The sequence below is a fragment of the Phyllobacterium calauticae genome (genome assembly GCF_019991125.1).
Lineage (GTDB): Bacteria > Pseudomonadota > Alphaproteobacteria > Rhizobiales > Rhizobiaceae > Phyllobacterium > Phyllobacterium calauticae.
On the sequence record NZ_JAGENB010000005.1, the window covers coordinates 110,908 to 124,159 of the forward strand.

General features: G+C 59.4%; 12 protein-coding genes. 4 read left to right on the forward strand and 8 right to left on the reverse strand.

From position 1 onward, the window contains the following. Positions 1–21 precede the first annotated feature (21 nt). The 4 genes from J1W56_RS18045 to J1W56_RS18060 all read right to left on the reverse strand — a co-directional run bounded on the left by J1W56_RS18045 (position 22) and on the right by J1W56_RS18060 (position 4,501). The gene (locus tag J1W56_RS18045; RefSeq protein WP_223614682.1) at positions 22–1,653 is read right to left on the reverse strand and encodes an ABC transporter ATP-binding protein; all 1,632 of its coding nucleotides are present in this window, start codon (positions 1,651–1,653) and stop codon (positions 22–24) included. Then, complete coding sequence (locus tag J1W56_RS18050) at positions 1,650–2,468, reverse strand: ABC transporter permease (RefSeq protein WP_223614683.1); 819 nt, start codon at positions 2,466–2,468, stop codon at positions 1,650–1,652. The genes J1W56_RS18045 and J1W56_RS18050 overlap by 4 nt, the downstream gene beginning before the upstream one ends. Then, positions 2,465–3,409, reverse strand: a complete 945-nt coding sequence (locus tag J1W56_RS18055; RefSeq protein WP_223614684.1) for an ABC transporter permease — start codon at positions 3,407–3,409, stop codon at positions 2,465–2,467. Before J1W56_RS18055 ends, J1W56_RS18050 begins: the two co-directional genes overlap by 4 nt. A gap of 183 nt (positions 3,410–3,592) precedes the next feature. Next, positions 3,593–4,501, reverse strand: a complete 909-nt coding sequence (locus tag J1W56_RS18060; protein ID WP_223614685.1) for a LysR family transcriptional regulator — start codon at positions 4,499–4,501, stop codon at positions 3,593–3,595. Between the two features lie 301 nt (positions 4,502–4,802). Here J1W56_RS18060 and J1W56_RS18065 point away from each other — a divergent pair, with 301 nt between their 5' ends. Continuing rightward, positions 4,803–5,321, forward strand: a complete 519-nt coding sequence (locus tag J1W56_RS18065; RefSeq protein WP_223614686.1) for a DUF992 domain-containing protein — start codon at positions 4,803–4,805, stop codon at positions 5,319–5,321. A 259-nt stretch (positions 5,322–5,580) separates the two neighbouring features. Next, complete coding sequence (locus tag J1W56_RS18070) at positions 5,581–7,881, forward strand: FdhF/YdeP family oxidoreductase (protein WP_223614687.1); 2,301 nt, start codon at positions 5,581–5,583, stop codon at positions 7,879–7,881. A 22-nt stretch (positions 7,882–7,903) separates the two neighbouring features. On the opposite strand, the gene J1W56_RS18075 is transcribed toward J1W56_RS18070, so the two are convergent. Genes J1W56_RS18075 through J1W56_RS18090 form a run of 4 tightly spaced genes read right to left on the reverse strand, consistent with a single transcriptional unit; the run spans position 7,904 to position 11,456 of the window. After that, on the reverse strand, positions 7,904–8,839 hold the full coding sequence (locus J1W56_RS18075; RefSeq protein WP_223614688.1) for an alpha/beta hydrolase: 936 nt from the start codon (positions 8,837–8,839) through the stop codon (positions 7,904–7,906). Between the two features lie 18 nt (positions 8,840–8,857). Then, entirely contained in the window at positions 8,858–9,394 is a 537-nt protein-coding gene (locus J1W56_RS18080) for a DUF1003 domain-containing protein (protein WP_223614689.1), read from the reverse strand. An 18-nt stretch (positions 9,395–9,412) separates the two neighbouring features. Then, positions 9,413–10,804 (reverse strand): sensor histidine kinase, encoded by a 1,392-nt coding sequence (locus J1W56_RS18085; protein ID WP_223614690.1) that lies wholly within the window; start codon positions 10,802–10,804, stop codon positions 9,413–9,415. Continuing rightward, the gene (locus tag J1W56_RS18090) at positions 10,791–11,456 is read right to left on the reverse strand and encodes a response regulator transcription factor (RefSeq protein WP_223614691.1); all 666 of its coding nucleotides are present in this window, start codon (positions 11,454–11,456) and stop codon (positions 10,791–10,793) included. The genes J1W56_RS18085 and J1W56_RS18090 overlap by 14 nt, the downstream gene beginning before the upstream one ends. Positions 11,457–11,571: 115 nt before the next feature. On the opposite strand from J1W56_RS18090, the gene J1W56_RS18095 reads away from it, so the two are divergent. Both J1W56_RS18095 and J1W56_RS18100 read left to right on the forward strand, forming a co-directional pair. Then, positions 11,572–12,348 carry an ABC transporter ATP-binding protein gene (locus J1W56_RS18095; protein WP_223614692.1) on the forward strand — a complete coding sequence of 259 codons (777 nt, stop codon included), beginning with the start codon at positions 11,572–11,574 and terminating at the stop codon, positions 12,346–12,348. A 14-nt stretch (positions 12,349–12,362) separates the two neighbouring features. Continuing rightward, on the forward strand, positions 12,363–13,229 hold the full coding sequence (locus tag J1W56_RS18100) for an ABC transporter permease (RefSeq protein ID WP_223614693.1): 867 nt from the start codon (positions 12,363–12,365) through the stop codon (positions 13,227–13,229). Positions 13,230–13,252: the final 23 nt, after the last annotated feature.

A 13,252-nucleotide genomic window follows, 5' to 3' on the forward strand; every position in this document is an offset into this window, starting at 1 on the left:
TTCCACTCTTTTTCCATAGGTTCAGGCGTCCAGCCGCCATTTGAGTTTGACGCCGCCATTGTCGTTGAGATCCAGTGCGGGAATGGCTGAAAGCAGTTTGCGCGTATAGGCTTCCTTCGGGGTATCGAAGATTGCGTTCCGGTCTCCCTGCTCGATGATCCGGCCATCCTGCATGACGATCACCCGGTCGGCGATCTGCTCGACAACGCCGAGATCGTGGCTGATGAAGAGGCAGGAAAAGCCATAACGCTTCTGCAGGTTTGAAAAGAGCTCGAGAACCTGCGCGCGCACCGTCACGTCCAGGGCCGATACCGGTTCGTCGGCGATGAGGAATTTGGGTCGGCGCGCGATCGCCCGGGCGATGGCAACGCGCTGGCGCTGACCGCCGGAAAGCTGGTGCGGATAGCGATCGGCAAAAGCCTTGCCGAGGCCGACCTCTTCGAGTGTATCGGCAGCACGCAGCTTTTTTTCCGCCGCCGTCAGGTCGGGGATAAGCCGCAACGCTTCCTCGACAAGTGCCAAGATGGTCATGCGCGGGTCGAGCGACGAATAGGGATCCTGAAAAACCATCTGGCAGTTCATGCGGTAGTTGAACCAGTCGTTGTCACGGCGCTTGCCGTGGAACAGGATCTCGCCGCTGGTTTCCTTGACCAGTCCGGCGATGGTGCGGCCGAGCGTGGTTTTCCCCGAGCCCGAGCCGCCGACCAAAGCCACCACCTCGCCCGGATGGATATCGATGCTGATGCCATGAAGGGCGCGTTTGGCAACGCCCTTCTTGAACAGGCTTTTGCGTCCGGCATAGTCAACCACGATGTCGCGCGCTGAAACGATCGGGCTGACGCTCGTGTCGATGACACGCACGTCACCGCGGAACGGCAGGGAGGACAGCAGCTTGCGCGTATAGGGATGCTTCGGTCTTGAGAGGATTTCTTCCGTCGTCCCCTGCTCGACCACCACACCCCGTTCCATCACGACAAAACGATGGGTGTAGCGGGCAACCATCGGCAGATCGTGGCTGATCAGGAGGACGGCGGTCCCTTGCTCCTTGGTCAGTTCCACCATCAGTTCCATGACATCGCGCTGCACGACGGCATCCAGCGCGGTGGTTGGCTCGTCGGCAATCAGCAGGGCCGGTTTCAGGAGCATGACCGAAGCCAGCATGATGCGCTGGCGCATGCCGCCGGAAAATTCGTGCGGATAGGCGGTCAATGCACCGGCCGGGTCCTTCAGGCCGACACGGGTCAGCATGTGCAGGATGTTGGTCCGGCGCATCTCGGGTGTCTGCTTGGTGTGGAGAATCAGTCCTTCTTCCAACTGGCGGCCAATGGTCATCGACGGATTGAGGGAGGTCATCGGTTCCTGGAAGACGACGCCGATTTCGCCGCCGCGCAAACGCCGCAACGTGCGGTCGCTGGCCTGAAGCGTATCCTGACCCTTGTAAACGATCGAACCGCTGGCATGCCGGATGCCCGGCGCAATCAGTCCGATGATCGACCGTGTCGCCAGCGTCTTGCCCGACCCGGATTCACCGACGATACCGACGATCTCTCCGGGTGAGACATCGAAGCTCACATCTTTGACGACGGCGCCGCCATTGTGGATGACCTCAAGCGTCAGCCCGCGAACACTGAGAAGCGCGTTTTGATTGCTCATTTCAAACCTCTCATGCGGGGATCGAGCTTGTCACGCAGGGCATCCCCAAGCAGGTTGATGCCGAGAAGGGTCAGCGCGATGCAAAGGCCGGGAAAGAAGCCGAGCCAGGCTGCCTGTTCGATGAACGGCCGGCCGGCGGCAAGCATGTTGCCCCAGGTGGGTGCAGGCGGCGGAACGCCAAGGCCGAGGAAGCTCAGCGCACTTTCCGAAAGGATCGCCCAGCCGAACATGGATGTCCCCAGAACCGTAATCGGTGCCAGGCAATTGGGCAGGATGTGGCGGAGAATCGTATAGATTTCGCTGTTGCCCATGACCTTGGAGGCTTCGATGAATTCCCGTTCGCGCAGGGACAGGACGGCACCGCGCACGATACGCGCCATCGACGGGGTGTAGGCGATCCCAAGTGCGAAGATGATGCCGTACTGGTTGGCGCCGAAAACCGCGAGCAGTCCGAGGGCGAGAAGAATACCGGGAAAGGCCAGCAGGGCATTGTTGAACGCCATGATGACACCGTCGACCCAGCCGCGTGCATAACCGCTGATCAGGCCGATGAGGGTGCCGAAGAACACGGCAAAACAGACTGTTGCAAAGCCGATCCAGACACTGGCCTGTGCCCCGACCATCAGCCGGCTCAGGACATCCCGTCCGAACTCGTCGGTGCCGAGAAGATGCGCTGCGCTTGGTGCGGCCAGACGCGCGGAAAAACTGAGCTTCATCGGATCGAACGGCGTCCAGAGCATGCCGATGGCCGCGACGATAAAGAGGAGGGTGATGATGGTGCCACCGATCACCCCGTTGAATGTAAGCTTTTTCATTCCGCCACCACCCGTGGATCAAAGAGTGGATAGAGAAGATCCACGACGAGGTTGACCAGGACATAGGCAACCGCAACCAGCAGGAGACAGCCCTGAATGACGGGATAATCGCGCTGGAAAATACTGTCGACGAGCAGGCGGCCGAGGCCTGGTATGGAGAATACGGTTTCGATAACCGCAATACCGCCGAGCAGATTGCCAAGAATCAGGCCGATCATGGTCCAGGTCGGACCGAAGGCGTTCTTGAAGGCGTGACGCCACAGAACTGCCTGTTCCGACAGGCCCTTGGCACGGGCATGGGTGATGTAGTCAAGGCGCAAGACTTCCAGCGTGGATGCGCGGGCCATGCGGATGATCACACCCATCTCGTGGATAAAGAGGGTGGCAACCGGCAGGGCCATGTAGATAAGCCCGGCCTTCCAGTCCGTCGTCACCGAGACGTAGCCGAGCACCGGCACCCAGCCGAGTTTCAGCCCGAAGAAAAGCAGCAGCAGCAGTCCGAGCCAGAATGTGGGAATGGACAGGAGAACTGTTGCCGTGCCGACAAGCGCGAGATCGGTGAGGCTGTTCTGTTTCCACGCCGCGATAACACCGGCCGGGACGGCGATCACGCTTGCAATCAGAACCGCCAGAACAACGATTTGCGCGCTGATGAAAAAACGTGAGAGCACGAGGTGCAGGACGGGTTCACCGGTAACGATGGACTTGCCGAAGTCGCCATTGAACAAATGCCCCACCCAGATCATGAACTGCACCGGAATGCTCTGGTCGAGCCCCAGCGTGGAACGCAGGGCGGCGATCTGCTGCGGTTCGGCAAGATCCCCAAGCATGAGAGCTGCCGGATCGCCCGGGATGAGGCGGATAAGGGTGAACACTGCCACTGCCACGATGACAATCGTGGGCACAGCCATCAGCATTCGGCCGAGTATAAATTTGATCACGTGGTTCCCATTCTGCTCTTTTGGCTGCGCGGAAGTTCCCCGCAGTCATCTGGCCATTGTGTGCCGGACTATGAGCATATGTGAAAACCATGCGCAATATTATGAGTAAATGTCATAGCGCTATGCAAGCGGGTACTTGCTGCGGGGTGTCGGGACCATCCAATAGGGCGGAAAGCCATCCGTTCAGTTTTGCGGGCCCTCGACGTTGAGAAGCCTTTGCTTCATCCGCCTGCTGAGCGCTTCGGCAGCGATGGACAGCGGAACACCAGCCGCCTTGGCAAGGCCGAAACTCTGCGTGAGTGGCGGATCGAAGGGCCGTATGACGATCCTTGTATCCTTGGTCAGGTGCGCGAAGAAGCTGCTGATGATGGCTATCCCAAGCCCATGCGCGGCATAGGAAAAGGCGGAATTGTTGCTGTGCGTTTCAATCTTGACGGTCTGCGTCACACCGGCCTGGCGAAAGATCTCATCGAGTTTCATGCGGGTGGGCCTGTTGCGGCCGGTCAGGATCAACGGAATATTGCGTAAATCTTTGGGCGTGACGACGTCCAGGGCGGCGAGGGGATGATCGGCGGGAATGACGCATACCTTTCGGCCGCTCACGACCACCTCAAGCTCGACGCTGGTGCTCTGTTGTCCTTCATAGCGCAGGAAACCGAAATCCACGATGCGCTGTTCGATCAGGCGGGTGATGGCGCCCGACGTGTCGAAGAACGTTTCTATGCGCACCCGCGGAAAATCCCTGTCGAAATCCGCGAGAAGATCCGGGGTAAACTGGTCGGCAAGGCTGTTGGGCAGGGCGATGCGCACTGATTCAGGCCCGACGGCCCCGCTGCGCAGGTCCTGCGCAAGGTTGGTGAAGCGGTCTATTCCGGCAAGGACGAGTTCGGCGTCATAGGCGAGCTTTTCCGCCTCCGGTGTCGGGATCAGCCGCCCTTTGTCCCGTGCAAACAGCTGCATCGACAGGTTGGCCTCGAGCTGCTGCAGCAGGCGGCTGACGCCCGACTGGCTCAGGCCCATGGCCCGCGCCGTTGCAATTGTGGAGCCGGTAACGAGCAGGGTGCGCAGGACTTCGAGCTGCCGGACATTCATTGGATTCTCACAGATCTCATGGACAGGGCGATTGTGTCTCGATTCGATGGAACAGGCCGAGCCCCGTCGAAGCTAAACTGTTAATTTTGCGTAAACAATCCGTCACGTGCCTTCAAAATGTCCCATTGGGAGGCGAATTGTGAATGGTCTGTCACTTGCGCATTCCGGCACGCCTTCACATGTGTTGCTTCAGGTATATCGAATGAGATCGCCCTGCGATACCTTCTGTAACCTGTTGCTGAATTTGTGGGCTGGAGGATCGATTGCGGTGCACCGGTCACAATTTGAGAAGGAGAGTATGATGAAGAAGACACTTGCTATGGCACTTGCGACCACGTCGTTGGCAATTGCTGGTGCAACGGTCGCTGTTGCAGCCGATATGCCGGCGACCTATCAGGAGCCGGACGCGCGCAACGGCGTGAGGATCGGCTATCTCACCTGCGATATCGATGGCGGCGTCGGCTACGTGCTTGGTTCGGCCAAGGAAGTCGATTGTGTCTTCCGTTCCACAGTCGGCCGTGAGCGTTCGGATCATTATACCGGCGCGATCAAGAAGCTGGGTGTCGATCTCGGGTTTACAACACGCAGCCGCCTCGTCTGGGCTGTGTTTGCACCGACTGCTGGTTATCACCAGGGTTCGCTGAGCGGCGTTTATCGCGGTGCAACAGCGGAAGCCACACTCGGTGCCGGTATCGGCACCAATGTGCTGTTCGGTGGTACCGCAGGCTCCGTTCACCTGCAGGCAATCAGCGTCACGGGCCAGATCGGTCTGAACGTTGCTGCCACCGGCACGTCGATGACGCTTGCCTCGGCCAACTAAGACCGGCTGGTTTTCCTCGCGCCGCGGTGCGAGGGTTGCATTGGAGTGGGCACCGCCGAACAGGTTTCGGCGGTGCCCATTTCCGTTTGGGGAGCCGCTGAAACCTGCTTCCCGCCACCCATCATGAAATTCCGGCGCTTTCCGGTTTCGCGCGGGAAAGCGTCGTTTCATCGGAAGAACTGCATGCGGCATCGCACTTATCTGCTACAATGACACACGGCCGATCTGTCCATCGTTGACCAGTTCTAAGGAGTACGACATGCCGAGGAAGAGACCGGAGGGCATTGAACGCTACAATGCACCGGCAGGCGGTTGGGGTGCATTGAAGGCGGTGGCGGAGAGTCTTGCCCGCCAGCAGATTGTTGCCCAGGGAGCGGCGACCCTTTTGAAAGCCAACCAGCCGGATGGGTTTGATTGTCCCGGTTGTGCCTGGCCGGACCCGAAACACACTTCTTCTTTCGAATTCTGCGAAAACGGTGCAAAGGCCGTCACTTGGGAATCGACCGCCAAGCGTATCGGGCCAACCTTCTTTGCATCGCATACGGTTTCGGAATTGTGGAACTGGTCGGATCATGATCTGGAAGATCAGGGGCGCTTGACCGACCCGCTGATTTACGATGCAGCGGCTGACACCTATGTGCCCATTGAGTGGGACAGGGCTTTCGCGCTTATCGGAGCGCAATTGAATGCTCTGCCTGATCCCAACATGGCCGAGTTTTATACCTCCGGCAGAGCCTCGAACGAAGCTGCGTTCCTGTTCCAGCTGTTCGTGAGGGCCTATGGGACCAATAATTTTCCCGATTGCTCGAACATGTGCCACGAGGCGACAAGCGTGGGCCTGCCGCACTCGATCGGCGTCGGCAAGGGAACCGTCACCCTGGAAGATTTCGATCATGCCGATGCCATTTTCAGCTTCGGCCACAACCCCGGCACCAACCACCCGCGCATGATGGCGACCTTGCGCGATGTGGCGCGGCGCGGTGCGCCCATCATCGTTTTCAACCCGCTGAAGGAGCGGGCTCTCGAACGCTTTGCCTCACCGCAAAGCCCGGTCGAAATGGCCACGCTCGGTTCGACGGATATTGCGTCGGCTTATCATCAGGTTCGCATTGGCGGCGACGTCGCGGTGCTCAAGGGCATGATGAAAAGGGTTTTCGAGCTTGACCGGCGCGATCTGGAGCGCGGTGGAAAGGGAATCCTCGACCGCGATTTTATTGCCGAACATACGTCAGGCATCGAGGCCCTGAGAGAGGATATCGACGCGACGCGCTGGGAGGACATCGAGATCATGTCGGGCCTTACCCGCAGTGCAATCGAAAGTGCGGGCGATGTCTATGCAAAATCCAAAAATGTCATCCTTTGCTACGGCATGGGCATCACCCAGCACCGGAATGGCACGGCAAACGTTCAGCAGATTGCCAACTTTCTGATGCTGCGCGGCAATATCGGCCGGGAAGGTGCAGGCATATGCCCCTTGCGCGGTCATTCCAACGTGCAGGGCGACCGTACCGTCGGCATTACCGAAATTCCCAATGCCGCGCTCATCGACGGCATGGAGCGGGCGTTCGGTTTCCGGCCTTCCGCCGCCAAGGGGCACAATGCCATCGAAGCGATAGAGGCAATTATCGACGGCAGGTCCAAGGCGCTCGTCTGTCTCGGCGGAAATTTGGCTGTCGCCATGTCTGATCCCGATGCAACGTTTGCAGGGATGCGCAAACTTGATCTTGCCGTGCATCTGACGACCAAGTTCAACCGTTCGCATCTGCTGACGGCCAGGACCACCATCGTCCTGCCCGTTCTCGGGCGCACTGACGCCGATGTTCAGGCCACAGGCCGGCAATCCGTGACCGTTGAAGATTCCATGTCGATGGTGCATGCCTCCCGCGGCTTTCTCAATCCGCCCAGCGGCGATCTGCGGTCGGAACCCGCTATCATCGCGGGCATGGCAAAGGCGACTTTGGGCGACCGTTACGGCATCGAATGGGACGCCATGATCGCGGATTACAGCCGGATCCGCGACAAGATTGAAGTTGTTTTCCCTGACTTCAAGGATTTCAATGCGCGTATCCGGGAGCCGGGCGGGTTTCGCCTGAGCGTACCCGCCTCGCATCGCGAATGGAAAACACCGAACCAGAAAGCCTGTTTCCTGGTGGCGAAGGGTTTGAGCGAGGATCCGCGTGTTCTGGAACCCAACGTGCTGACGCTGACGACAATCCGCAGCCATGACCAGTACAACACGACGATCTATGGCATGGATGACCGGTATCGTGGCGTGTTCGGGCGGCGGGATGTGATTTTTCTGAATGCCAAGGACCTGGCCGAACGCGGCTTGGCCGATGGCGATACGCTCGATGTTGAAGCAGCGCGCGATCATGCCGATCCTGATGACCGACCGCGCCGGGTCAAGCGGTTGACCGCCGTGGCCTACAATATTCCCCGCGGCTCTGCCGCTGGGTACTATCCCGAACTGAACACGCTGGTCGCCCTGTCCCACTATGACCAGCAGTCGGGAACGCCGTCTTTCAAATCGATTCCGATCCGGATCACCCGCGCCGCCTGATCGATGGGCAGGGGGCGATACGTCAGCGGCGCGTGGACGCCGCTGAAGCGACAGTTGTCAGCCAGGCAGAAAAATAGTCCGGCCACACGCCGGTCGTCGTATCCTTCTCGCCCATGCCAAAACCGTGACCACCGCTGGTCAGTTGGTGCAGTTCCACGGGTACACCCGCCCGTTTGCAGGTGTCTGCCATGATGCGGGCATTTGCCGGGTCGGAAATGGGATCATCCTGCGCCTGAACAAGGAACATGGGAGGGCACCCGCTGCGAACATGGGTTTGAACCGACCAGTCCGCACTCCGTTCCGGGCTTGGATGCGTGCCAATCAGGATGCGCCGTGTCGAGGTGTGGTCGTAGGGCGGCTCCAGCGTAATGATGGGATAGATCAGTGCTGAAAACGACGGCCGGGCAGACAGGCCGTCCGCCGCATCGATCCGCTCATAGGAAGGGAAAGCCGAGCGGACGGACGCCATTCCAAGCAGATGCCCGCCGGCAGAAAACCCGAGCACGCCAAGTCGGTCCGGATCGACTTCGAAGCGGCTGGCGTTCTGGCGGATCAAGCGCAATGCACGTTGCGCATCCTGCAGCGGTGCCAGCGGACCGGCATTCCATGCTTCTCCGGGCAGCCTGTAGGTCAGGGTGAAGACGGTAAAGCCCCGGTCGGTCAGCCAGCGGGCTGCCGAGAGAGCCTCCTTCTTCATTTCGATGCGTTTGTAGCCGCCGCCCGCTGCTACGAGAACCGCTGCGCCATTCGGCTTTGCCGGCTGGAAAACCTCCATCGACGGGGCTGCGATATTGCTGACCGCCCCTTTGGCGCTGACATTGATCGGCCCTGCCGGACCGCCGCCGCCGGGCGGCGTTGCGGGCCAGAGCGGAATCACCGTGTCGGCCGTGCTGGCAAAGAGCCTTGCCGGGTATGCGGCGATACCAAGTGCAGCCAATACCGTTCGACGGGTCACCATCATTTGCTTCCTTGCGATTTACCTTTGAGCCTTTGGTGCCTGGCCCTGGTCGCAAAGCCTCTGGATCGACTCCGTCAAAGCCAGAACTTCCTTGTCCTTGAGAAGATCGATCTTCTGGTGAAGCAGTTCCATCTTCTCGTGCAGCAATTCGATTTCCAGCTCGGCTTTGATGTTGATGCGGTAATCATGCTCGGCTTCTTTCCGGTCAATATCCTGCTGCCGGTTCTGGCTCATCATGATGAAGGGCGCCGCATAGGCCGCCTGAAAGGAGAGCGCAAGATTGAGGAGAATGAACGGGTAGGGATCCCAGTGCTGGATATAGGCGGTGACGTTCAATACGATCCAGAAGAACAGGATCGTGGTCTGGATGATGATGAAACTCCATGAGCCCATCGTCGCAGCCACCTGATCGGCAATTCTCTGGCCGCTGGTCAGCCCGTCGCCTGGTTTTTCCGGCTTGAGGCCCCTGTCCCGGCGGCGGACCGTTCGCAAATGATGCAGCAACGCCCGTTCGGTTTCCCAGAGGCCTCTGTGTTCAGTGTCCGTGTGTGTCATCGCATCGTTCCTTGTGGCTCATGAGGTGACACTGCCTAACAAACGCTGTCCAGGCAACGCCAGTTGCACGCAGAAACCGTTTTCGACGGCGGGGAAGGTGAGTTCCCCACCGTGCGCCTTGGCAACCTCCGCCGCAATCGCCAGTCCCAGGCCGGATCCGGGTGCGGGGCCGGACCCGACCTCGAAGGGTTCAAGCAGCCGTGCCTGTTCTGTGCTCGAAATGCCGGGACCGTCGTCAATCACGTTGATCCATGCCTTGCTTTCATCGCGGCCGAGCTCCACAGAAAGACGCGTTGATGCGCCATGGATCAGGGCATTCTGGATCAGATTGGTCAGCGCCTCGCGGATGCTGATCATATCGCCCTGGATATGAAGCTCTGCCGGGCAGGGTAAGAAGGCAATTGTCACTTCCCGTTCCAGTGACAGCGGGACGGCCTGAGCCAGCGTGGTTTTCGCCAATGCATTCAGATCGATCGTTGTGAAACCAACGGTGCCGGCACGATGAATGACCATGGCGTGGTCGAGAAGCTGGCCGGTGAGATTGCCGAGCGCGTTCACCTTTGCACCGAGTTTCTGAATCTGATCCTGCAGTTTCGGGTCGGCATCGTTCGACAGGATTTCCACCTGTGCATTGAGTTCCGCCAAAGGCGTGCGCATCTGATGGGCGGCATCGGCGATAAAACGCTGCATCAGCGCTATGCGATCGGCAAGCCGGCGCATGAAGTCATCAAGGACGCTGACCAATGCCCGGATTTCATAGGGCGGCGTAACGCGTATGGCGCGCAGATCGTCGGGCTTGCGCGCTGCGATTTCCCGTTCGATACGCGTCAGCGGCTTCAAAGCAATACGCACGGAAATGGCGCCGGCGATCAGGGCAAGAAGGCTCATGATCGCGATCATGCCGACAGCCTTGCCGGCAAGATCCCAGGCGAGGGACTCCCGCGCCCGCAAGGTTTGTGCCACGACGATTTCCACCCAGCCACTGCCGGAGCCGGTATCAATCTGCTTGCCGATCGCCGCAACGCGGACCGGCTGCCCCTGATAGTTGTCGTCGGCAAGGACCACGCCCTTGCGGATGTTTTCCGACGAAATTTTCGGCGCGAGATCGCCATACCCGGCGACAACGACGCCGCGCGGATCGGTCACCCGGTAAAAGACCAGATCATAGGCTGACAGTGTCGCAAATGCTGCCGCTGGCGGGTCGAGGGTTACAACCCCACCCTGCATGTAGACGTTTTCCGCAACCTGTATTGTCCCGCCAATCAAAAGCTTGTCATAGGCATCACGCGCGGCAATGCCGGCATATTGCCAGGCGGCAAGAGCAAGGACGACCGCACCAACACCGAGAATGAGCGCAATGAAGACGATGATCCGGATGTGCAGGGAGAAGCGGATATCATTTGCTTGCAAGTTGATAGCCCAGCCCGCGCGAGGTGCGAATTTCGATTGAAGTATCCGCCAGCTTGCGCCGCAGCCGCGTCACATATTGCTCGACGGCATTGGCGCTCGGCTCCTGATCGAAGTTGAAAAGCTGCTCCACCAGTTCCTCCTTGGAGACGAAACGCTTGGGCCGTGCCGCCAGAATCTCGAGGACAATCAGTTCACGCCGGGTCAGATCAAGAGCGGTATCGGCAACACTGGCCGTGCGCCCGGCCCGGTCGATGACGAGGTCCCCGAAGCGCAGGGCATTGTCGGACATGCCGGCGCTCCGGCGCAGCAGTGCGCGGGCGCGTGCTTCCAGCTCGCGAAAATCGAACGGCTTGGTCAGATAATCGTCCGCACCAAGATCAAGGACGTCGACGCGGTCATCGACCGCCGATCGTGCGGTCAGGACCAGAACGGGCGTCTTGTCTTTGCGGCCGCGCAGCCCTTTGAGAATCTCGAAACCATCGGCGCCGGGCAGCATCATGTCGAGGATGATGAGATCATATTCCTGCACCCGCAGCACTTCGCTGGCGGTCCGGCCATCGGTTTCGCAATCAACGGCATGGCCGATTTTTTCAAAGCGCTGGGCAATCGCCTTGGCGATATCGGGCATGTCTTCCACGACAAGAATGCGCAAATCGTGCCCCCGAAACGTGAGTCAGGTATGTGTCAGTTACCGCAAGTACAGTCGAGGTGGGAGTTTTGTCAACGTTACGGCGTTGCGCAAAAGAGACGACGCATTGGGAGGAAGTATGACTTTGCATCAGTCCTTTGATGCTCGCGGCGCATTATTGAGCGTCGAGGGCGTCACACTGCAATACAAGACGGAAGATGCGCTGGTGACCGCCACGCATCGCGTCGATTTTCAGGTTTTTCAATCCGACCGCTTTGTTCTTCTCGGGCCGTCAGGCTGCGGCAAGTCGACCTTGCTCAAGGCCATCGGCGGCTATCTCACGCCGACCGAAGGCCAGATCACGCTCAAGGGCAGGGAAGTCACCGAACCCGGCCCTGACCGGATGATGGTCTTCCAGGAATTCGACCAGCTTCTACCGTGGAAGACGGTCGGTGAAAATGTCGTCTTCGCCCTCACCGCCAGCGGGCGGGCAAAGCCGGCAGAGGCACGTGAACGCGCCCGCAGCTACATCGACAAGGTTGGCCTGACGAAATTCATCGACAGCTATCCCCATATGCTGTCCGGCGGCATGAAGCAGCGTGTGGCCATCGCGCGCGGCATGGCCATGGAGCCCGATGTGCTTCTGATGGATGAGCCCTTCGCAGCGCTCGACGCGCTGACGCGCCGCAAGATGCAGGATGAATTGCTGCAACTCTGGGACGATACGCATTTCACCGTTCTGTTCGTGACCCACTCCATCGAGGAGGCCATCCGCATCGGCACCCGCATTCTGCTCCTTTCACCCCATCCGGGGCAGGTGAAGGCCGAGCTGAACAGCATACCGCCCAGCGAGCTTGGAACCGGTACGCAGGCGGCACTCGAAACCCGCATCAACGACATGTTGTTCGCCAGTTGAGATTGGAAGATTCGATGACTGAAGTTCTCTACACACGTCCGGAGATTGTACGCGGCGACGGCAAGAAGGATTTCCTGCAGGTCGAGAAGACGCTCTCTGCCTTTGAACGCATCTATCGCATCGGTGCGGTGCGAAAAGCCTTTATCCTGTTCGTTCTTGCTGCTGCCTGGGAGATTTACGGGCGCTGGCTGGGCAATCCATTGCTGTTTCCCAGCTTTTCCCAGACCTTCGCGGCTTTCAGCTCCAATATTGCCGACGGAACCATTCCGGCCAGAGCGCTGGCATCCATCAAAACGCTGCTCATCGGCTATGGTATCGGCATTGTGCTGGCCTCGCTCCTGACCACGCTCGCCATCGGGTCGCGCATTGGTGCCGACCTGCTGGAAACACTGACCTCCATGTTCAATCCGCTCCCGGCCATTGCATTGCTGCCGTTGGCGCTGATCTGGTTTGGTTTGGGGCAGGGAAGCGTGATCTTCGTGCTGGTGCACTCGGTACTTTGGGCCATCGCCTTGAATACCCATGCCGGTTTCCGGTCAGTTTCCAACACGATGCGGATGGTCGGCCTGAATTACGGCCTGCGCGGCCTCAAGCTGGTCCGCCATATCCTGATACCGGCAGCGTTTCCGTCCATTCTGACGGGGTTGAAAGTCGGCTGGGCCTTCGCATGGCGCACGCTGATCGCCGCTGAACTGGTGTTTGGCGTATCGTCCGGCTCCGGCGGCCTCGGCTGGTTCATCTTCGAGAACCGCAACCAGCTGGAAACCGCCAACGTCTTTGCAGGCTTGTTCACGGTTATTTTGATCGGCCTTGCCGTCGAGAACCTGATCTTCGCCACGATTGAAAAGAAAACCATTCGCCGCTGGGGAATGCAGGCCTGAGTTTGAACCGCCGGGAACCGGTA

Coding starts and splice junctions, on each gene's coding strand:
- J1W56_RS18045 (WP_223614682.1), bottom strand. CDS start 1,653: ATGAGCAATCAAAACGCGCTTCTCAGTGTTCGCGGGCTGACGCTTGAG.
- J1W56_RS18050 (WP_223614683.1), bottom strand. CDS start 2,468: ATGAAAAAGCTTACATTCAACGGGGTGATCGGTGGCACCATCATCACC.
- J1W56_RS18060 (WP_223614685.1), bottom strand. CDS start 4,501: ATGAATGTCCGGCAGCTCGAAGTCCTGCGCACCCTGCTCGTTACCGGC.
- J1W56_RS18065 (WP_223614686.1), top strand. CDS start 4,803: ATGAAGAAGACACTTGCTATGGCACTTGCGACCACGTCGTTGGCAATT.
- J1W56_RS18070 (WP_223614687.1), top strand. CDS start 5,581: ATGCCGAGGAAGAGACCGGAGGGCATTGAACGCTACAATGCACCGGCA.
- J1W56_RS18075 (WP_223614688.1), bottom strand. CDS start 8,839: ATGGTGACCCGTCGAACGGTATTGGCTGCACTTGGTATCGCCGCATAC.
- J1W56_RS18080 (WP_223614689.1), bottom strand. CDS start 9,394: ATGACACACACGGACACTGAACACAGAGGCCTCTGGGAAACCGAACGG.
- J1W56_RS18095 (WP_223614692.1), top strand. CDS start 11,572: ATGACTTTGCATCAGTCCTTTGATGCTCGCGGCGCATTATTGAGCGTC.
- J1W56_RS18100 (WP_223614693.1), top strand. CDS start 12,363: ATGACTGAAGTTCTCTACACACGTCCGGAGATTGTACGCGGCGACGGC.